Genomic DNA, 19,988 nt, shown 5'->3' on the forward strand with positions numbered 1-19,988 from the left:
TTATGTCAGACGAACCGGCCCCGCGTCGATCGGAAATCGGAACAGCGCATACGGGTACTCCCGCTCGTCCGCCCCGCCCGTGTACCTGGCCTGCCGGTGCAGCTGGTTCGCCGTCACGTAGACGTAGCCCTCGGCGACGGACATCGTGTCGGGCCAGAGCAGGCGCGGATCCTGCACCAAGGTCTCGATCGTGCCGTCCGCCGCGCGGCGCAGCAGCGCCTTCCGCTCGGGGCTCGTCAGATACAGCCGCCCCCGGTCGTCGGTCTCCAGCCCGTCGGAGATGCCGCCCTTGTCGCCCTCGTCGCGTACCGTCGCGGCGACCTCGTCGTCGGAGACCTCGCGGTCGCACAGCGCGCCGGCGTCGACGCTGTACCAGTGGCGGGACTGCAGCGGGCAGTACCAGAGCCGGGAGCCGTCCGCGGAGATCGCGATGCCGTCCGCGCCCATCGTGACGGGCTGCGGCTGGTCGCCGGAGCGGTCCAGGAACGGCCGGTCCTCGACCGACGGCCGCAGCGCCAGGTCTGCCTTCGTCGACGGGTGGTCGTGCAGGCGCCGCCAGGCGGTCCCGCTGTCGAGGTCGACCACGATGATGCCGTTCGGGCCCTGGTCGGCCGAGTCGGTGATGAATGCCGCGTTGCGCCGCAGGTCGAAGCGCACGTCGTTCAGGTAGGTCGTCGGCAGCGCGGTCTTCGGGTCGAAGACGATCGTGCGCTCGACCGTGTCGGACGCCAGATCGATGCAGACCAGCTTCGGGCCGCCGAAGTGGGTCTCCTGGAACATCGGGGAGCCGGTGTCGAGCACCCACAGCCGGTCGGCCGGGTCCACCACGATGCTCTGCACGGACACGAACGCCTTGGGGTCGTCGTCCCCGCCCGGGTCGTTCCAGGCCTGGTCCGGGTACGGCACGACCTCCCCGTCGCGGATCTCGGCGACGGTGAAGGGCACGTCGTCGCCCCACTTCGGAAAGTTGACGAAGACCCGGCCGGTGGCGGAGACGCTCACCCCGGTCGGCATCGGGCCGCTGTCGAAGGCGTGCACCGTCTCCAGCTGTTCGCTCATCGCCGCCGCATACCCCCGGAGATCGAGGGGGAAACGACTATACGATTGTGTAGTAGGCTGCACACGTGAGTAGTCAGTCGGATCTCACCGCACGCGCCCGCATCCGGGACGCCGCCATCACGCTCATCGCCGAGCGGGGGGCCAAGGCCACCACCATCCGCGACATCGCCGACGCCGCCGGGGTCTCCTCCGGGCTGCTGCGGCACCACTTCGGATCCAAGGAGGGACTGCGCGACGCCTGCGACGAGTGGGTGCAGGCCGAGCTCACCCGCGTTCGCGGCGCCGCCCTGGCCGGCTCGCAGGACATCTTCGCCGCGCTGCAGGCCGTGCCGGTGCGGCTGCAGAATTACGTGTTGCGCTCGACCATGGACGGCAGCCCGGCCGGGGAGCGGATGTTCGACGCGATGGTGCAGCAGGGCGAGACCTGGATCGCCACCACCGACGTCAAGACCGACGATCCCCGCGCGTACGCCGCCGTCCTGGTGGCGCTGAAGATGGGCATGTTCATCCTGCGGGAGCAGATCTCCCGGGCCATCGGCGAGGACACCACCGAGCCCGCCGGCCAGGCGCGGATGCTGCGCGCGTCCCTCGAGATCTTCAGCCGCCCGCTGGTCGGCCCCGAGCTGGCCGACCAGATGTACGCCGCACTGGACAAGTTCGCCGAGGAGGCGGGGAGATGACTGCTGTCGACGTTGCGGGTCTCGTGAAGAGCTTCGGCAAGGTGCGGGCGCTGGACGGGCTCGATCTGCGGGTCGAGACCGGGGAGGTGCACGGCTTCCTGGGTCCCAACGGCGCCGGGAAGACCACGACCATCCGGATCCTGCTCGGGCTGATGCGCTCCGACGCCGGGACAGCGCGGCTGCTGGGCGGCGACCCGTGGGCCGAGGCGACCACGTTGCACCGGCGGCTCGCGTACGTGCCGGGGGATGTCACCCTGTGGCCCAACCTCACCGGCGGCGAGGTCATCGACCTGCTGGGGCGGCTGCGCGGCGGTGCCGACCGGCGCCGGCGCGACGAGCTGCTGGAGCGCTTCGACCTCGACCCGCGCAAGAAGGCCCGCACCTACTCCAAGGGCAACCGGCAGAAGGTCGCGCTGGTGGCGGCGCTCTCGGCCGACGTCGAGCTGCTGATTCTCGACGAGCCGACCTCGGGGCTGGACCCGCTGATGGAAGAGGTCTTCCGCGAGGTCGTGCAGGAGGAGCGGCGGTCCGGCGACAGGACGGTGCTGCTGTCCAGCCACATCCTCAGCGAGGTGGAGGCGCTGTGCGACCGGGTCACGATCGTGCGCGCCGGGCGTACGGTCGAGACCGGCACCCTGGCCGGGCTGCGGCACCTCACCCGGACCACCATCACGGCCGAGCTGGCCGGGCCGGTCGACGGGCTGGCCACGCTGCCGGGCGTGCACGGCCTGCGCACCGACGACCGGCGCGTGGTGTTCGACGTGGACACCGACGCCCTGGACCCGGCCCTGCGCAAGCTTGTCGGCATCGGCGTGCGCAGCCTCACCAGCCGGCCGCCGACGCTGGAGGAGCTCTTCCTGCGCCAGTACAGGAAGGAGCCGGCCGCATGACCGGGACCTGGCAGCTGGTCCGGCTCGTGCTCCGGCGCGACCGGGTGCTCATGCCGCTGTGGGCGGTCCTGCTCGGGCTGCTTCCCGTGCTCTACGTGAGCTCCTTCCGGGAGCTGTTCCCCACCGCCGCCGACCTCCATCAGTACGCCGGCCTGAGCCGGGCCAACGCCGGCTTCGTCGGCCTGTACGGGCCGCTCGAGGGCGACAGCCTCGGCGAGATCGTCGCCTGGCGCGGTGGCTTCCTCCCCGTCATCGTCGGACTCTTCAGCCTGCTGACCGTCATCCGGCACACGCGCGCGAACGAGGAGGCCGGGCGCACCGAGCTGCTCGGCGCCGGGGTCACCGGGCGGCACGCGGGCCTGGCCGCCGCCCTCATCGCCACGCTCGGCGCCAACGTCGTCCTCGCCCTGGTCATGACCCCGCTGCTGCTCTCGCAGGGGATGCCGGCCGCCGGGTCGGTGCTGCTCGCGACGCAGTACGCGCTGGCGGGCTGGGTCTTCGCCGGGGTGGGAGCGGTCGCCGCGCAGGCGGGGGAGACCGCCCGGACGGCCCGGTTCCTGGGCGTGGGCGGACTCGCCGTCGCGTACGTGCTGCGCCTCGCCGGGGACGTGAGCGCCCTCGGCGACGGTTCCCTCGCGTGGCTGTCGTGGCTGTCACCGATCGGATGGCTGCACCGCACCTTCCCGTACGGGGAAAATGCCGGGTGGCCCGCCCTGCTCGCCCTCGCCCTGACCGCCGTGCTGCTCGCCGCCGCCGCGGTCCTGGAGGCCCGCCGGGACGTGGGCGCCGGGCTGCTCGCCCCGCGGCTCGGCCCGGCCGTCGCGCCGCCGTCGCTGGGCGGTCCGCTGGGTCTGGCCTGGCGGCTGCACCGGGGTGTGCTGGCCGGCTGGGTGCTCGGCTTCGCGGCGCTCGGGCTGGTCTTCGGCGGGGTCGCGCAGAGCGTCGCCGACCTGACCACGGACAACGCCGGGCTCGCGCGGATCCTCGCGCGGATGGGCGGCGCGTCGGCCGTCCGTGACAGCTTCCTCGCGTCGGTGCTGGGCCTGATGGGGATCTTCGCGGCGGCGTACGCGGTGCAGGCCGCCCTGCGCGCCCGCGACGAGGAGGAGACAGGCCACGCCGAGCTGGTGCTCGCCACGCAGACCGGGCGCCTGCGCTGGCTCGGGAGCCACGTGCTGTTCGCCGTGGCCGGGCCGGCTGCCGCGCTGCTCGCCGGGGGCCTGACCTGCGGTCTGCTGGCCGGGGACGTCGGGGGCGTGCTGGCGGGGGCCGCGGTGCAGGTGCCGGCCGCTGCCACGCTGGGCGCGGTGGCCGTACTGATGCTGGGTGCCCTGCCCCGGCAGGCGCCGGCGGCGTGGGGCGTGGTCGCGGGCTGTTTCCTGCTGCTGCTGGGCGGTGCGGTCCTGGGCCTGGACCAGTGGGTGCTGGACGTCTCGCCGTTCACCCACACACCGCATCTGCCCGGCGGCGAGGTGACAGCCACGCCGCTGGTGGCACTCGCCGTGGTCGCCGTCCTCGCCACCGCGGCGGGCGTCGCGGCCTTCCGGCGCCGCGACGTGCCCACCGGGTGAGAAGCCGGTCAGCGGGATTGTGCCCGAAATTCCGGCGAGGGGGCACAACCTTTCGGCGGCGGATCGCGTCGGTGGTTCGTGACAAGTGATGGTAGGCACTCCGACTTCCTTGCCTACGTACGCGGGCGGGCGGCATCGCTGAGACGGTCGGCGTACCTGTTGTGCGGGGACACGCACCAGGCCGACGACCTGGTGCAGGAGACCCTGACCACCGTCTACTCGCGGTGGCGGCAGGTGTCGCAGGCCGACAACGTCGACGCGTACGTGCAGCGGATCCTCGTGCGCACGTTCATCAACGAGCGGCGCCGGGGCTGGTGGAAGGTGCGGCTGTTCGGCGCGGCCCCGATCGACCCGCCCGCGCCCGGCTCCGGCGTCGAGGAGCGTGAGGTGCTGCGCGCGGCGCTGTCCCGGCTGGCCCCGGGCCAGCAGGCCGTCCTGGTGCTGCGCTACCTCTGCGACCTCAGCGTCGCCGACGTCGCGCAGCAGCTCGGCTGCACCGAGGGGACCGTCAAGTCCCAGACCAGTCACGCCCTGACCGCCCTGCGCAAGATCCTCGGCACCTCGGTATCGCCGAGCGTGGCCCTGAAAGGAGCCCGATGAACGCCATGGACGACAGCGAGGCCAAGCGGCTCCTCGGCCCGCTGGCCGGCGAGCCCGGCGGCGCGCAGCGGCTGGACGTCGACGAGATCGTCCGTGTGGGCACCCGGCGCCGGCACGCCCGCATCATCGGCAACAGCGTGCTGGCCGCGGTCGCGACGGTGGCCCTCGCCGGCGGCGCCACGGTCGCGATCCGGAACGCCTCCCTGCCCCAGCCCGGCGACATCTGGCCGAGTGCCAGTGCCAGCTTCGCCGCACCCGATGGGCCCTCCCTGCCCGAGGCCCCGGCCGGCCCGGACTGCACGAGGTCGCGCCTGCCGGGGCCGGCCGGCGCCGTGTCCGCCGTCGACCACACCGGCCGCTACGTGGTGGAGGACAGGACCGGCAAGGCGGTCGTGTGGCGGGACGGCGAGAAGGTCGCGGAGGTGGCGGTGCCGGCCGACATCAACGCCCGGTACGCGATCAACGGCAAGGGCGAGTTCGTGGCGACCTTGGACAACGGCGCGTACGCGTACCGGAACGGCAAGCTGACCCGGCTCTGGACCGGCTCCGCCGCCGCGATCGCGGACGACGGCGACATCGTGGGACTCCGGGACGGCGTCGGACCGGTCCTTCGGACGGCCGGGGCCACGACGACGCCTCCCTTGCCCGCGCACGGCATCCCGGTGGGCATCGACGACGACGGCACCATCGCCGGCTCCATCGGGTTCCCCGGACAGGTCCCCGACGAGCTGGTGGTCTGGGCGCCCGACGGCGGTAGCCGCCCGTTGCCGATCGCGCCGGGCGCGAACGACAGATACACGGTCGGCATCCGCAACGGCTGGGTCGCGGGCGCGAACGGCCGAGACGGGTTCCGCTACAACGTCACGACCGCGGAGTACGAGCTTCTGCCCGCGCAGTTCTACCGGCCGATCGCGGTGGCGGCCGACGGCAGCGTCCTCGCCGACTACACAGTCAAACACTCCTACCTCATCCTGTCCGGCGGCACCGCCCGGAAACTCCAGACCGGCTCGGCGACCAGCGACTTCGAGCCGATCGCCATCAGCGACGACGGCACGACCGTGACCGGCAACGAGTACGTCCGCGGCGCCGACCGCCCGGTCGCGGAGACCCGGGCGGTGCGCTGGACGTGTGACTAGCCGAGCAGGACCACGTGCAGGTTCCGGGGGCCGTGCACGCCCTCGACCCGGTTGAGCTCGATGTCGCTGGTCGCCGACGGCCCGCTGATCCAGGTCAGCGGGCGCGTGGGGTCCAGCCGGGTCAGGGCGTCCGGGACCGAGGCGACGACCTGATCCGTCCGTACGACGCAGATGTGCAGGTCCGGCAGCAGCGACAGCCGCCGTCGCCCCTGGTCGGGCGAGCCGTCCAGCACGATCGTGCCGGTCTCCGCGACGGCCACGGTGGCGGCGGTGAGGACAGCGTCGGCCGTGAACTCGTCCTCCGCGAGGGTGACCCCCGCCGGAAGCCAGGAGCGGTCGATGCCCGGCGGGACCACGAGTCGCCCGGGCCGCAGCTGGGCGACGACGGCCGCGACGTCCTGCTCGCGGTGCACGACGGCCTTGTAGTCGACGAGCCGGTCCACCAGCACGTCCAGATCGGCCTTGCCGCTGCCCGCCGCCCGGTAGTCGCGGGGCACGAAATCCGGGGTGGTGGCGTCGCCGAGGGCCGCGCGGATGCGGCTCAGCATGAGGTCCTTGCTGCTCATCGCTTGGCCCACCAGTCGCGGAAGGTCTCGGGTGGCGGATCCGGCAGGTCGCGACTCGCCGTCCAGCCGTTCAGGGGCGGCGGCAGCTTCTTCGCGTGCTTGGAGAGCTTCGCGGCGTGCTGCGCGCGGGCGTAGAGCGCCGGGTGGTCCATCGTGTACGCGGCGGCCGCCATCGCCGCCCTCTCGGCGCGCGGGTGCGGGACCTCGTTGCGCAGGTGCACGAGGATGGACGGGATGTCGATCTTGACGGGGCAGGCGTCGAAGCACGCCCCGCACAGCGACGACGCGTACGGCAGGGAGGCGTTGTCCTCGACCCCGGTGAGCTGCGGCGACAGCACCGCCCCGATGGGCCCCGGATAGACCGAGCCGTACGCGTGGCCGCCCGTCCGCTCGTACACCGGGCAGACGTTGAGGCACGCCGAGCAGCGGATGCAGTGCAGCGCCTGCCGTCCCACCTCGTCGGCGAGCACCGCCGTCCGGCCGTTGTCGAGCAGCACCAGGTGGAACTCCTGCGGGCCGTCGCCGGGCGTGACCCCGGTCCACATCGAGGTGTACGGGTTCATCCGCTCGCCGGTCGACGCCCGCGGCAGCAGCTGCAGGAACACCTCGAGGTCCCGCCACGTCGGCACGAGCTTCTCGATGCCCATGACGGTGATGAGGGTCTCCGGCAGGGTGAGACACATCCGGCCGTTGCCCTCCGATTCGAGTACGGCCAGCGTGCCGGTCTCGGCCACGGCGAAGTTCGCGCCCGAGACGGCCACCCTGGTGCTCAGGAACGTCTCGCGCAGGTAGCGCCGGGCCGCCGCGGCCAGCGTGGCCGGGTCGTCGGTCAGCCCCGGGTCGACGCCGGGCATCTCGCGCAGGAAGATCTCCCGGATCTCCGCCCGGTTGCGGTGGATCGCGGGCACCAGGATGTGGCTGGGCTTGTCGTGGCTCAGCTGCACGATCAGCTCGGCGAGGTCGGTCTCGACCGCCGCGATGCCGGCCTCCTCCAGCGCCTCGTTGAGCCCGATCTCCTGGGTGGCCATCGACTTGACCTTGATGACCCGCTCCTGGCCGGTGGCCTTGACCAGCCCGGTGACGATCCTGTTCGCCTCGGCGGCGTCGGCGGCCCAGTGCACCACCCCGCCCGCCGCCGTGACCTTCTCCTCCAGCTGCTCGAGCAGCTCGGGCAGCCGGGCCATCGTGGCGGCCTTGAGCGCCGAGCCCGCCGCCCGCAGCTCCTGCCAGTCGGGCAGCTCGCCGATCACCGCACCCGACTTGCGCCGGATCGTGCTGGTGGCGTGCCCCAGGTTGCGCCGGAGCTGATCGTCGGCAAGGGCCTTCCTCGCGGCCTTCGGGAAGGGTTCGTCCCCGCGCAGGTTGCCGACGCCGGGCGGTGCGGTCGCCGGCATCCCGAGGAAAGTGGTCATGACCCCTCCGTCGCTGCCAGGATCTCGGCCAGGTGGACGGTCCGCACCCCGGCGCCGAGCCGGGTGAGGCCGCCACCGATGTGCATGAGGCACGACGCGTCTCCCGCGGTGCACACCTCGGCCCCGGTGGAGACGATGTGGCCCATCTTGTCGGCCAGCATCGCGGTGGACGTGTCCGCGTTTTTGAGCGCGAAGGTGCCGCCGAAGCCGCAGCACTGCTCCGCCGCCGGCAGGTCCACCAGGTCGATGCCCCGGACGTGGCGCAGCAGCCGCAGCGGCTTGTCCCCGACCCGGATCATCCGCAGGGAGTGACACGTCGGGTGGTAGGTGACCCGGTGTGGGTAGTACGCCCCGACGTCCTCGACCTGCAGCACGTCGACCAGCAGCTCGGAGAGCTCAAACGTACGGTCTCCCACCGCCTGCGCGGCTGCGGCGAGTGGTGCGTCGCCGGCTCCCCGGGCCACCATGGCGTGCTGGTGCCGGATCGAGCCGACGCACGATCCCGAGGGCGCCACGATCACGTCGTAGTCCTCGAAGGTGCGCACATGCCGCCGGACCAGCGGGAGCGCCGCCTTCTGATAGCCGGTGTTGACGTGCATCTGGCCGCAACAGGTCTGCTCGGCCGGGAAGACCACCTCGTGGCCCAGCCGCTCGAGCAGCTCGACCGTGGCCTTGGCGGCCGCCGGGAAGAGCGTGTCGGCCAGACAGGTGACGAAGAGCGCGATCCGCACGTCAACCTCCCCGGGGCTCGTACCGCTTGATGGGTTGAGTCTGGCGGATCAGCGCGCGCAGCGCCCGCAGGTCCCCGCCGATCGCCCCCGCCGCCCGGGCCTGGACCAGCACGTTGCCGAGCGCGGTGGCCTCGACCGGGCCGGCCAGCACGGGCAGCCCGCACGCGTCGGCGGTCAGCTGGCACAGCAGCTCGTTGCGCGCGCCGCCGCCCACGATGTGCACCGCGTCGACGTGCGTGCCGGACAGCTCCTGCGCCTGCTCGACCGCCCTCTGGTGAGCCAGGGCAAGACTGTCCACGATGCACCGGACCAGCCCGGCTCGCGAAAGTCGCCGCCCGATTCGTCCCGCGAGCCGCCCCTCCATCCCCCCGGGGGGAAGATAGACCGGATCGTCGAGGTCGACCACCGGGCCTGTGGACAACCGGGCCGCCTCGGTGAGCAGCGGGACGATGTCGGGGTTGCCCCACTCGCGCAGGCACTCCTGCAGCGGCCAGAGTCCCATCACGTTGCGCAGGTAGCGGATCTTCCCGTCGACGCCGCCCTCGTTGGTGAAGTTGGCGCGCCGGGACGCCTCGGTGAGCACGGGCGCGTCCAGCTCGACGCCGACCAGGGACCAGGTGCCGCACGAGATGTACGCGAACCGGTCCGCGTCGGCCGGCACGCCGACCACGGCGGAGGCGGTGTCGTGGGAGCCGACCGCGATGACGTCCGGCGTGCCCACGCCGACGCTGGACAGGACGGGGCCGATCAGCTCGCCGGGTTGCCGGAGCGGAGGCAACAAGTCAGAATTTATGCCGACTTGGGCGGCCAGGTCGCGTGCCCACTGCCCGCTACGGAGGTCGAGCAGCTGGGTTGTCGACGCGTTGGTGAACTCCGCACCCGCCACCCCGGTCAGCCAATAGGTGAGCAGATCGGGGATGAGGAGCAGCTGCCGGGCGGCGTCGAGCTGCGGGGTGCCGGCTGCCGCGACGAGCTGATAGATCGTGTTGAAGGGAAGCTTCTGCAGGCCGGTGCGGGCGTACAGATCGGGCACCAGGGCATCCACCTTGGCCGCGACGCCGTCGGTGCGGGAGTCGCGGTAGTGGATCGGATTGCCGAGCAGGGCGCCGCTCTCGTCCAGCAGCCCGTAGTCGACGGCCCACGAGTCGATGCCGATCGCGTCGACCGGTCCGGCCTTGCGCAGGCCCTCCAGGACCCCGCGGTAGAGGGCGAGGATGTCCCAGTGCAGGGTCCCGCCGACGCGTACGGGCTCGTTGACGAACCGGTGCGCCTCGGTCAGCGACAGCTCGCCGGGCCCCGCGCGGCCGACCATGACCCGCCCGGAGGAGGCGCCGAGGTCGACAGCCGCGAACGTCGCAATTCTGCTCCGGTTCTCCGCCGCGGGCGACATGGTCATCGGAGGAACGCGGCCGCGACGCCGGCGTCCACCGGGATGTGCAGGCCGGTCGTGTGGGACAGCTCACCGCCGGTGAGCACGAAGACCGCGTTCGCCACGTGCTCCGGCAGCACCTCGCGCTTGAGGAGCGTGCGCTGCGCGTAGTACTCGCCCAGCTTCTCCTCGGGGACCCCGTAGACGGCGGCACGCTTCGCGCCCCAGCCGCCCGCGAAGATGCCCGAGCCGCGCACGACGCCGTCGGGGTTGATGCCGTTGACGCGTACGCCGTGGGCGCCCAGCTCCGCCGCGAGCAGGCGTACCTGGTGGGCCTGGTCGGCCTTCGCGGCGCTGTAGGCGACGTTGTTGGGGCCGGCGAACAGGGAGTTCTTGCTGGAGATGTAGACGATGTCGCCGCCCAGGCCCTGCTTGATCAGCACGGCGGCGGCCGCCTTCGAGACGAGGAAGGAGCCCTTGGCCATGACGTCGTGCTGCAGGTCCCAGTCGGCCTCGGTGGTCTCCAGCAGCGGCTTGGAGAGGGACAGGCCGGCGTTGTTGACGACCAGGTCCACGCCGCCGAAGGCGAGCACCGCGTCCTTGACGGCGGCCACCACGGCGGCCTCGTCGGTGACGTCGGCGCGGACGGCGACGGCGACGTCCGGGCCGCCGATCTCCTGGGCGACGGTGGTGGCGGAGTCGAGGTCACGGTCGGCGACGACGACACAGGCACCCTCGGCGGCGAGCCGGAGCGCGATGGCCCTGCCGATGCCCGAGCCGCCGCCGGTGACCAGGGCGATGCGGGTGGCCAGGGGCTTGGGCTTCGGCATGCGCTGCAGCTTCGCCTCCTCGAGCGCCCAGTACTCGATGCGGAACTTCTCCGCCTCGTCGATGGGCGAGTAGGTCGAGACGGCCTCCGCGCCGTGCATGACGTTGATGGCGTTGACGTAGAACTCGCCGGCGACCCGGGCGGTCTGCTTGTTGGCGCCGAAGCTGAACATGCCCACGCCGGGCACCAGCACGATCGCCGGGTCGGCGCCGCGGATGGCCGGGCTGTCCGGGGTCGCATTCCGCTCGTAGTAGCCGCGGTAGTCCTCGCGGTAGGCGGCGTGCAGCTCCTTGAGGCGGGCCTCGACCTCCTCGAGCGGCGCGTCGGGCGCGGTGTCGAGGACGAGCGGCTTCACCTTCGTACGCAGGAAGTGGTCCGGACACGACGTGCCCAGCGCGGCCAGCTCGGGCATCCGGGCGCGGCCGACGAAGTCGAGCACCACCTCGGTGTCGGTGTAGTGGCCGACCTGCGGCCGGTCGGTCGACGCCAGGCCGCGCAGGATCGGGAAGAGCGCCGCGGCCCGCTCCCGGCGCTCGGCGTCGGCCAGCGGCTCGTGCACCAGCGCGCCGAAGGGCTCGGGCCGCCCGTGCTCGGCCAGGTACGCCGCCGCGGTGTTGATGATCTCCAGCGAGCGCGCCTCGCACTCCTCGCTGGTGGCGCCCCACGCGGTGATGCCGTGTCCCCCGAGGATCACGCCGATGGCCTGCGGATGGGCCCGCTGCACGGCGGCGATGTCGAGGCCGAGCTGGAAGCCGGGCCGGCGCCACGGCACCCACAGCACCTTGTCGCCGAAGATCTCCTTGGTCAGCGCGGGCCCGTCGGCGGCGGTCGCCAGGGCGATGCCGGCGTCGGGGTGCAGGTGGTCCACGTGCGCCGCGTCGACCAGCCCGTGCATGGCGGTGTCGATCGAGGGAGCCGCGCCGCCCCGGCCGTGCAGGCAGTAGTCGAACGCGGCGACCATCTCGTCCTCGCGCTCGACGCCCGGGTAGACGCCGGTCAGCGCGCGCAGCCGGTCGAGCCGGAGCACCGCCAGCCCGGCCTCCTTGAGGGTGCCCAGGTCGCCGCCGGAGCCCTTGACCCACACCAGCTCGGTGGGCTCGCCGGTGACGGGGTCGGTCTCCGTGCCCTTGGCCGAGGTGTTGCCGCCGGCGTAGTTCGTGGTGCGGGGGTCGGCGCCGAGGCGGTTGCTGCGGCCGAGGAGATCGCTGACTACGGGGTTCGCCATGACCATCCCTAAAGAGGAGCCGTGAAACGTTTCATAGATTGCAGGCAGGTTACGGCGGGCATCGCGCCCGGGTCAATAGCCCGCCGGAGAAAGCGCCAGGATCCTCAGTGGCTACGCGTGGAGGCGCGCGCCACCAGTTCCGGCGTGAAGGTGAGCTGGCGGTGCCGATGGGTCGCCGCGGCGGCCTCCTCCAGCACCAGCTGCGCCGCGGCCTTGCCCAGCTCCTGCCGCGGCTGGCGCACCGAGGTCAGCGGGACGGCGGCGGCCGCGGCGAACTCGATGTCGTCGAAGCCCACGATCGCCAGGTCGTCCGGGATCCGCAGGCCGGACCCGATCGCCTGCTGCAGCAGCCCGAGCGCGAGCAGATCGTTGGCGCAGAACGCCGCGGTCGGCCGGCGCCGGGCCGGGATGCCCGCCAGCCGCTCGCCCGCCGAGCGCCCCTCGGCCACGGTCATCGCGGCGGTCGGCATGAACGTCAGATCCTCCGGGGGCAGGCCCTGCTCGGACCAGAACTGCCGGGCGCCCTCGAGCCGCTCGCGCACCTGGCCCAGCGACTCCGGCCCGCCGATCACGGCCACCCGCTCGTGCCCCTGCTCGACCAGGTGCTCTACCGCGATGCGCCCGCCGAGCACGTCGTCCACGGCGACCGAGCAGAACTCGCCGGGCGCGACCCGGTCGACCAGCACGATCGGAATGCCGCGCCGGGCCACGTCGGCCAGGTGCGGCGACTCCGGGTCGACCGGAGTGATCAGCATGCCCTGGACCCGCTGCTGCATGAGCCGGTCGAGGTGCAGCGCCTCGCGGTCGGCGCGCGCGTTGCTGTTGCAGATGAACAGCGACAGGTCGGCGTCCTCGGCCGCGAGCTCGATGCCCTGGGCGACGTCGTGGAAGAACGGGTTGCTGCCGTCGAGCATGACGTAGGCCAGCGTGCGGCTGGTGCCGGCGCGCAGCTGGCGGGCGGACTCGTTGCGCACGAAGCCCAGCTCGGCCATCGCCCGCTCGACCCGGTCGCGGGTGGCCGGGCTGACCACCTCGGGGCGGTTCATCACGTTGGAGACCGTCCCGAGCGAAACCCCGGCCGCGGCGGCGACGTCCTTGACCGACGGGCTTCTGCCGATGGCCACGCGGGCCTCCCTCGCGGTTTTGAAACGTTGAAGCGACATGGTACGGCACCGGATGCTCCGGCCCGGCCCATGTTTCCACAAGGTTTCCATCTAATGCTTGACATGTGTGATCGGGGCCACCTACCTTCGTCACACGGCGCCTGAAACATTTCAAACACTCGATCCGGAGGTGGCCGTGAGCGCATTGCTCGAGGTCCGCGACGTGAGCAAATCGTTCGGGGCCGTGGCCGCCGTCCAGGGCGTCAGCTTCCCGCTGCACGCCGGTGAGGCGCACGCCCTCGTGGGCGAGAACGGCGCCGGCAAGTCCACCATCGTCAAGATGCTGGCCGGGGTGCACCGCCCCGACACCGGCACGCTGGTGGTCGACGGCACTCCGGCGGAGTTCGCCGGCCCGGCCGACGCCAAGGCCGCCGGGATCGCCGTCATCTACCAGGAGCCCACGCTCTTCCCCGACCTGTCGGTCGCGGAGAACATCGCCATGGGCAACCAGCCGCTGACCAGGCTGCGCCAGATCGACCGCAGGACGATGCGGGCCAACGCCGAGCGGCTCTTCGCGCGCCTCGGGGTGCGGATCGACCCGGAGCGGCCGGCGCGCGGGCTGTCCATCGCGGACCAGCAGCTCGTCGAGATCGCCAAGGCGCTCTCCAGCGAGGCGCGCGTGCTCGTCATGGACGAGCCGACCGCGGCCCTGAGCGGCGTCGAGGTCGACCGGCTCTTCGCGGTCACCCGGTCGCTGCGCGACGAGGGCGCCGCCATCATGTTCATCTCGCACCGCTTCGAGGAGATCACCGCGCTCTGCCAGCGCGTCACGATCATGCGCGACGGCAGGCACGTCTGCACCGAGCCGGTCGAGGACCTCAGCGTCGACGACATGATCCGGCGCATGGTCGGCCGCGACCTCAGCGCGCTCTACCCCAAGCAGGAGGCGGAGATCGGCGACGTCGTGCTCGAGGTCGAGGGCCTCGGCCGCGAGGGCGTCTTCCGCGACATCAGCTTCACGGTCCGGGCCGGCGAGATCGTCGCGCTGGCCGGGCTGGTGGGGGCCGGGCGCTCCGAGGTGATGCAGGCCGTCTTCGGGGTCGACAAGTACGACACCGGCACCGTCCGCTTCCTCGGCAAGAAGCTCAAGGGCGGCGACCCGCGCGCCGCCATGACCGCCGGCATGGGCCTGGTCCCGGAGGACCGCCGCCAGCAGGGCCTGGTCATGGAGCTGTCGATCGAGCGCAACGTCAACCTGCCCCGGTCCCGGGCGCTGTCCCGCCTCGGCCTGCTCTTCGGCGGCCGGGAGCGCAGCGAGGCCCAGGAATGGACGAAGCAGCTGCAGACGAAGTTCGGCCGGCTGACCGACCCGGTGGGCACGCTCTCCGGCGGCAACCAGCAGAAGGTGGTGCTGGCCAAGTGGCTGGCGACCGGCCCCAAGCTGCTGATCGTCGACGAGCCCACCCGCGGCATCGACGTCGGCACCAAGGCGGAGGTGCACCGGCTGCTGTCCTCCCTGGCGGCCCGCGGGCTCGCCGTCGTCATGGTCTCCTCCGAGCTGCCCGAGGTGCTCGGCATGGCAGACCGCATCGTCGTCCTGCGCGAGGGGCACGTCGCTGCCGAGCTCACCCGCGAAGAGGCCACCGAGGAGACCGTCATGTACGCCGCCATGGGACAGGGACAGAAATGATGGCAGCACTCGCCACCACGCCGGCGTCGCCGGCCAAGAAGGCCTTCGGCGGGCTGGTCAAGACCCGCGAGCTGGGCATCGTCATCGCCCTCGTCGCGCTGGTCGTCTACACCGCCGTGAACAACCCGCGCTTCCTGTCCGCACAGAGCATCCGGGACATTCTGCTGAACACCGCGATCCTCGCGGTCATGGCCGCCGGGCAGGCGGTCGTGGTGATCACCCGCAACATCGACCTGTCGGTCGGCTCGGTGCTCGGCATCAGCGCATACGCGGTCGCCACGCTCCTGCAGGCCAACCCCGGCGTGCCGATGATCGTGGCGCTGCTGATCGGGCTCGCCGTCGGCGCGGCCGCCGGGGCGCTCAACGGCGTGCTGGTGCGCTACGGCAAGGTCCCGGCGCTCGTGGTCACGCTCGGCACGATGTACATCTGGCGCGGGGTCGCGTACTCGTGGGCCGGGGGTGACCAGGTCACCGCGAGCGAGCTGCCGAAGCACTTCCTGTCCTTCGCCAACGACTCGATCCTCGGCATCCCGTGGCCGGTGCTCGTGGCGATCGTCGTCGTCCTCGGCGTCACCGTGGTCATGCGCAACTACCGGGCCGGGCGCGAGCTCTACGCGATGGGCTCCAGCCCGGACGCCGCGGAGCTCGCCGGCATCAAGGTGAGCCGCAACCTCATCGGCGCGTTCGTCGTCAGCGGCGCCCTGGCCGGCCTCGCGGGCGTACTCTTCGCCGCCCGGTTCGGCACGATCGACGCCTCGGCCGGCAACGGCTACGAGCTCAACGTCGTCGCCGCGGTCGTGGTCGGCGGCGTCGCGATCTCCGGCGGCAGCGGCACGGTCTGGGGTGCCGGCCTCGGCGCCCTGCTGCTGACGGTCATCGGCAGTGCCCTCACGGTGCTCTCCATCAACCAGTTCTGGCAGCAGGCCATCGTCGGCGCGCTGATCATCCTCGCGATCTGCGCCGACCGCGTCGTGGCTGTCCGCATCGCCCGCGCCCTGAGGAAGAGGGACTCGCATGTCTGAAGCAGCAGCCCCGTCCCGGATCCGCCGGGGCGAGCTCGGCAAGCTGGCGAGCTGGGACGGCATCATCATCGTCCTGACCGTGCTCGCCCTGGTGGTCGCGTCGCTGGCCGTGCCCAACTTCGGCACCAGCCGCAACTACACCTTCCTCGTGCTGGACCTGATGCCGATCCTGCTCATCGCGCTGCCGATGACGCTGATCATCGTCACCGGCGAGATCGACCTGTCGGTGGCGAGCACGCTCGGCTTCACCAGCGCGCTGATGGGCTGGTTCTGGAACAACGGCCTGAGCATCGAGACGATCATCCCGCTGTGCATCGTGATCGGTGCGGTGCTCGGCGCCTTCAACGGCTTCCTGGTCACCCGGCTCGGCCTGCCGTCGCTGGCCGTCACGATCGGCACCCTGGCGCTCTACCGCGGTCTCGCCCTGGTGGTCCTCGGCGACGGCGCGGTGGCCGACTTCCCGTTCGACTACACCGGCTGGGTCACCGGCACGATCGGCGGCGGCTCGATCCCGAACGTCCTCCTCCTGCTGGTTCCGCTCGCGATCGTCTTCGGCATCGTGCTGCACGCGACCCCGGTCGGCCGGGCGCTCTACGCGATGGGCGCCAACGACAAGGCCGCGCACTTCGCCGGCATCCGGGTCGAGCGGACCAAATTCTGGCTGTACGTGGCCAGCGGCGCCGTGGCCGGCCTGGTGGGCGTGCTCTGGACGCTCCGCTACTCCAGCGCCCGCGCCGACAACGGCTCGGGACTCGAGCTGGCCGTCGTGGCGGCCGTGCTGCTCGGTGGCGTCTCGATCTTCGGCGGCAAGGGCAGCCTGCCGGGCGTACTCGCCGGTGTGGTCCTGCTGGCCGTCCTCCAGAACGCCCTGCGCCTGCAGGACGTCTCCGGTCAGGCCCTCAACATCGTCACCGGCGCGCTGCTCGTGCTCTCGGTGCTGCTGCCCAACATCGTCACCTCTCTTCGCACCACGTGGCACCGGCGGAGACTCCGCCAAGCCGCTGCCTGATCTTTCGACATTTCCTGAACAGGAGCCCCCGATGATTCGCACCCACCACCGGCTACTGACAGCTGCCACGGCATCACTCCTGGTCCTGGGCCTGACCGCTTGCGGCGGCACCACCAAGGACAGCAACGAGTCCTCCGGCGGCGGTCCGGCCGGCGCCGGCGCCGCGTCGGCCGATCCGAACGCCGCGATCAAGGAGGGCCTGAAGATCGCCTTCCTGCCCAAGCAGCTCAACAACCCCTACTCGGACGTCGAGACCTCCGGCGGGGAGGCCGCGGTCAAGGAGCTCAAGGGCGAGTACAAGAAGGTCGGCCCGAACGACGCGTCCGCCTCCTCGCAGGTCAGCTACATCAACACGCTGATCCAGCAGCAGCAGGACGTCATCGTGGTGGCGGCCAACGACCCGAACGCGGTCTGCCCGTCGCTCAACCAGGCCCGCCAGGCCGGCATCAAGGTCGTCACCTTCGACTCCGACTCCGCCAAGGAGTGCCGCGACGCCTTCATCAACCAGGCCACCACGCAGGGCATCGGCGAGAGCCTGGCGAAGATGGCGAACGAGCTGGCCGGCGGCGAGGGCGAGATCGCGATCCTCTCGGCCACCCCGAACGCCACGAACCAGAACGCCTGGATCGAGGTGATGAAGTCCGAGCTGGCCAAGCCGGAGAACAGCAAGCTGAAGCTGGTCAAGACCGTCTACGGCAACGACGACGACCAGAAGTCGTTCCAGGAGGCGCAGGGCCTGCTGCAGTCGTACCCGAACCTCAAGGTGATCGTCTCCCCGACCACCGTGGGCATCGCGGCGGCGTCCCGGTACGTCAGCTCCTCCAACTACAAGGGCAAGGTCGCCATCACCGGCCTCGGCCTGCCGAACCAGATGCGCGAGTACGTCAAGGACGGCACGGTCAAGAAGTTCGCGCTGTGGAACCCGGCCGACATCGGCTTCCTGGCCGCGTACGCGGGTGCCGCCCTGGCCTCCGGCAAGATCACCAGCGCGGAGGGGCAGAAGTTCACCGCCGGCAAGCTCGGTGACTACACCATCGGCGCCGACGGCGAGATCGTGCTCGGCCCGCCGACCGAGTTCACCGCCGAGAACATCGACCAGTTCAACTTCTGATTCTGAACCGACGATGCCTCGTTACTGCTTCCAGCTCCAGGTCCGCCCGGAACGGATCGAGGAGTACAAGGAGCGGCACCAGGCCGTGTGGCCCGAGATGCAGGACGCACTCCGGGCCACCGGCTGGCGCAACTACACGCTCTTCCTGCGCGAGGACGGGCTGCTGATCGGCTATGTCGAGGCCGACGACCTGGCCGCGTCCGAGGCGGCGATGAACGCCACCGAGGTGAACGCCCGCTGGCAGGCCAAGATGGCCCCGTTCTTCGCCGGCACCACGCCCGAGGAGGGCTTTCCCCTGCTCACCGAAGTTTTCCACCTAGAAGGTAAGTGAGTCTGATGACCGACCTGGCCGCCGTCAAGCGCGCGCTCGCCGCGCAGCGGATCGAGACCCCGTCCTGGGCCTTCGGGAACTCGGGCACCCGCTTCAAGGTCTTCGCCCAGCAGGGTGTCCCGCGCACCCCGCAGGAGAAGATCGCCGACGCGGCCGTCGTGCACCGGTTCACCGGCGTCGCCCCGACCGTCGCCCTGCACATCCCGTGGGACAAGGTGGACGACTACGCGGAACTGGCCGCGTATGCCGGCTCGCTCGGGGTGGGGATCGGTGCGATCAACACCAACGTCTTCCAGGACGACGACTACAAGCTCGGGTCGGTCACCAACCCCGACCCGGGCGTGCGCCGCAAGGCCACCGACCACCTGCTCGAAGCCATCGACATCATGGACCGGACCGGGTCGCGCGACCTCAAGCTCTGGTTCTCCGACGGCATCAACTACCCCGGCCAGGACGACCTGACCAACCGGCAGGACCGGCTCGCGGCGGCGCTGCGCGAGACGTACGACCGGCTCGGCGACAACCAGCGCATCCTGCTGGAGTACAAGCTCTTCGAGCCGGCCTTCTACGCCACGGACATCCCCGACTGGGGCACGTCCTACGCCCACTGCCTGGAGCTCGGCGAGAAGGCCACGGTCTGCATCGACACCGGCCACCACGCCCCCGGCACGAACATCGAGTTCATCGTCGCCTTCCTCCTGCGGCAGAAGAAGCTCGGCGCCTTCGACTTCAACAGCCGCTTCTACGCCGACGACGACCTCATGGCCGGGGCCGCGGACCCGTTCCAGCTGTTCCGGATCATGTACGAGATCGTCCGCGGCGACGCGCTCGACCCCGCGTACGGCATCAACTTCATGCTCGACCAGTGCCACAACATCGAGGCGAAGATCCCGGCGATCATCCGCTCGGTGCTCAACATCCAGGAGGCCACGGCCAAGGCGCTGCTGGTCGACCGGGACGCCCTCGGCAAGGCCCAGAACGACGGCGACGTCCTGGCGGCGAACGCCGTGCTGATGGACGCGTACAACACCGACGTACGCCCGTTGCTGGCCGAGGTCCGCGCCGACGCCGGCCTGGACCCGGACCCGGTCGCCGCCTACAAGCGCAGCGGCTACCAGGAGAAGATCGTCGCCGACCGGGTCGGTGGACAGCAGGCCGGCTGGGGCGCCTGAGGGGACCGTGGCCGGGGATCACGAGTCCCCGGCCACGCCGGTCTCATCGCAACGCCAGCTCGGTCCGGTCGCTCGGCGCCCGTGGGCCGAAGAGGCGCCGTTCCTGCTCGGTGATGCGCAGGTCGTTGATGCTCGCCTCGCGGCGGCGCATGAGGCCCTGGTCGTCGAACTCCCAGAGCTCGTTGCCGTAGCTGCGCCACCACTGGCCCGCGTCGTCGTGGCATTCGTACTGGAAGCGGACGGCGATGCGGTCGGCGGTGAAGGCCCAGAGCGACTTGCGGAGCGCGTACTCGTGCTCGCGCTGCCATTTCGCGGCGAGGAAGCGGACGATCTCGGCGCGGCCGGTGACGAAGGTGTCCCTGTTGCGCCAGACCGAGTCCTCGGTGTAGGCGAGGGCCACCCGCTCGGGGTCGCGCGTGTTCCAGGCGTCCTCGGCGGCCTGCACCTTGGCGGCGGCCGTCTCGGCGGTGAATGGGGGCACG

Annotated in this window: 19 protein-coding genes; 11 read left to right on the top strand and 8 right to left on the bottom strand. The window is 71.5% G+C overall.

What is annotated here, in order from left to right; genetic code table 11:
• Complete coding sequence (locus RBH18_RS15855; protein WP_306208373.1) at positions 1 to 1,059, bottom strand: L-dopachrome tautomerase-related protein; 1,059 nt, start codon at positions 1,057 to 1,059, stop codon at positions 1 to 3.
• Positions 1,060 to 1,124: 65 nt separating this feature from the next.
• Between RBH18_RS15855 and RBH18_RS15860 the strand changes: the two genes are divergently transcribed.
• The 5 genes from RBH18_RS15860 (at position 1,125) to RBH18_RS15880 (ending at position 5,936) form a co-directional block, all read left to right on the top strand.
• Positions 1,125 to 1,739: a TetR/AcrR family transcriptional regulator gene (locus RBH18_RS15860; protein ID WP_306208374.1), complete on the top strand. Its 615-nt coding sequence runs from the start codon at positions 1,125 to 1,127 to the stop codon at positions 1,737 to 1,739.
• Positions 1,736 to 2,629 carry an ABC transporter ATP-binding protein gene (locus RBH18_RS15865; protein ID WP_306208376.1) on the top strand — a complete coding sequence of 298 codons (894 nt, stop codon included), beginning with the start codon at positions 1,736 to 1,738 and terminating at the stop codon, positions 2,627 to 2,629. Before RBH18_RS15860 ends, RBH18_RS15865 begins: the two co-directional genes overlap by 4 nt.
• The gene (locus RBH18_RS15870) at positions 2,626 to 4,200 is read left to right on the top strand and encodes an ABC transporter permease (protein WP_306208378.1); all 1,575 of its coding nucleotides are present in this window, start codon (positions 2,626 to 2,628) and stop codon (positions 4,198 to 4,200) included. Before RBH18_RS15865 ends, RBH18_RS15870 begins: the two co-directional genes overlap by 4 nt.
• Before the next feature lie 78 nt (positions 4,201 to 4,278).
• Positions 4,279 to 4,800 carry a SigE family RNA polymerase sigma factor gene (locus RBH18_RS15875; protein WP_306208380.1) on the top strand — a complete coding sequence of 174 codons (522 nt, stop codon included), beginning with the start codon at positions 4,279 to 4,281 and terminating at the stop codon, positions 4,798 to 4,800.
• Entirely contained in the window at positions 4,797 to 5,936 is a 1,140-nt protein-coding gene (locus tag RBH18_RS15880) for a hypothetical protein (protein WP_306208382.1), read from the top strand. The genes RBH18_RS15875 and RBH18_RS15880 overlap by 4 nt, the downstream gene beginning before the upstream one ends.
• Here the strand turns inward: RBH18_RS15880 and RBH18_RS15885 are convergent.
• The 6 genes from RBH18_RS15885 to RBH18_RS15910 form a co-directional block, all read right to left on the bottom strand.
• Positions 5,933 to 6,502: a LutC/YkgG family protein gene (locus RBH18_RS15885; protein ID WP_306208384.1), complete on the bottom strand. Its 570-nt coding sequence runs from the start codon at positions 6,500 to 6,502 to the stop codon at positions 5,933 to 5,935. The two genes, RBH18_RS15880 and RBH18_RS15885, sit on opposite strands and share 4 nt — an antisense overlap.
• Complete coding sequence (locus tag RBH18_RS15890) at positions 6,499 to 7,914, bottom strand: LutB/LldF family L-lactate oxidation iron-sulfur protein (protein ID WP_306208386.1); 1,416 nt, start codon at positions 7,912 to 7,914, stop codon at positions 6,499 to 6,501. Before RBH18_RS15890 ends, RBH18_RS15885 begins: the two co-directional genes overlap by 4 nt.
• Entirely contained in the window at positions 7,911 to 8,645 is a 735-nt protein-coding gene (locus RBH18_RS15895; protein WP_306208388.1) for a (Fe-S)-binding protein, read from the bottom strand. The genes RBH18_RS15890 and RBH18_RS15895 overlap by 4 nt, the downstream gene beginning before the upstream one ends.
• Position 8,646: 1 nt before the next feature.
• Positions 8,647 to 10,041, bottom strand: coding sequence for a rhamnulokinase (locus tag RBH18_RS15900; protein WP_306208390.1), 1,395 nt, complete (start codon positions 10,039 to 10,041; stop codon positions 8,647 to 8,649).
• Positions 10,038 to 12,068 (bottom strand): bifunctional aldolase/short-chain dehydrogenase, encoded by a 2,031-nt coding sequence (locus RBH18_RS15905; RefSeq protein WP_306208392.1) that lies wholly within the window; start codon positions 12,066 to 12,068, stop codon positions 10,038 to 10,040. The genes RBH18_RS15900 and RBH18_RS15905 overlap by 4 nt, the downstream gene beginning before the upstream one ends.
• 104 nt (positions 12,069 to 12,172) lie before the next feature.
• Positions 12,173 to 13,192, bottom strand: coding sequence for a LacI family DNA-binding transcriptional regulator (locus RBH18_RS15910; RefSeq protein WP_306208394.1), 1,020 nt, complete (start codon positions 13,190 to 13,192; stop codon positions 12,173 to 12,175).
• A gap of 175 nt (positions 13,193 to 13,367) precedes the next feature.
• Between RBH18_RS15910 and RBH18_RS15915 the strand changes: the two genes are divergently transcribed.
• The 6 genes from RBH18_RS15915 to rhaI are packed head-to-tail and all read left to right on the top strand — an operon-like array spanning position 13,368 to position 19,506.
• Entirely contained in the window at positions 13,368 to 14,861 is a 1,494-nt protein-coding gene (locus RBH18_RS15915; protein ID WP_306208395.1) for a sugar ABC transporter ATP-binding protein, read from the top strand.
• A complete protein-coding gene (locus RBH18_RS15920) occupies positions 14,861 to 15,883 on the top strand; it encodes an ABC transporter permease (protein ID WP_306208397.1) in 1,023 nt (340 codons plus the stop codon). The genes RBH18_RS15915 and RBH18_RS15920 overlap by 1 nt, the downstream gene beginning before the upstream one ends.
• Positions 15,876 to 16,892 carry an ABC transporter permease gene (locus RBH18_RS15925; protein ID WP_306208399.1) on the top strand — a complete coding sequence of 339 codons (1,017 nt, stop codon included), beginning with the start codon at positions 15,876 to 15,878 and terminating at the stop codon, positions 16,890 to 16,892. The genes RBH18_RS15920 and RBH18_RS15925 overlap by 8 nt, the downstream gene beginning before the upstream one ends.
• Positions 16,893 to 16,923: 31 nt before the next feature.
• Complete coding sequence (rhaS, locus tag RBH18_RS15930; protein ID WP_306208401.1) at positions 16,924 to 18,003, top strand: rhamnose ABC transporter substrate-binding protein; 1,080 nt, start codon at positions 16,924 to 16,926, stop codon at positions 18,001 to 18,003.
• A gap of 13 nt (positions 18,004 to 18,016) precedes the next feature.
• On the top strand, positions 18,017 to 18,334 hold the full coding sequence (locus RBH18_RS15935; protein WP_306208403.1) for an L-rhamnose mutarotase: 318 nt from the start codon (positions 18,017 to 18,019) through the stop codon (positions 18,332 to 18,334).
• 5 nt (positions 18,335 to 18,339) lie between these two features.
• Positions 18,340 to 19,506 carry an L-rhamnose isomerase gene (gene rhaI, locus RBH18_RS15940; RefSeq protein WP_306208405.1) on the top strand — a complete coding sequence of 389 codons (1,167 nt, stop codon included), beginning with the start codon at positions 18,340 to 18,342 and terminating at the stop codon, positions 19,504 to 19,506.
• Between the two features lie 43 nt (positions 19,507 to 19,549).
• On the opposite strand, the gene RBH18_RS15945 is transcribed toward rhaI, so the two are convergent.
• A complete protein-coding gene (locus RBH18_RS15945) occupies positions 19,550 to 19,987 on the bottom strand; it encodes a nuclear transport factor 2 family protein (protein ID WP_306208407.1) in 438 nt (145 codons plus the stop codon).
• Between the last annotated feature and the right edge of the window lies 1 nt (position 19,988).

Source organism: Actinoplanes oryzae (assembly GCF_030757795.1).
GTDB lineage: Bacteria > Actinomycetota > Actinomycetes > Mycobacteriales > Micromonosporaceae > Actinoplanes.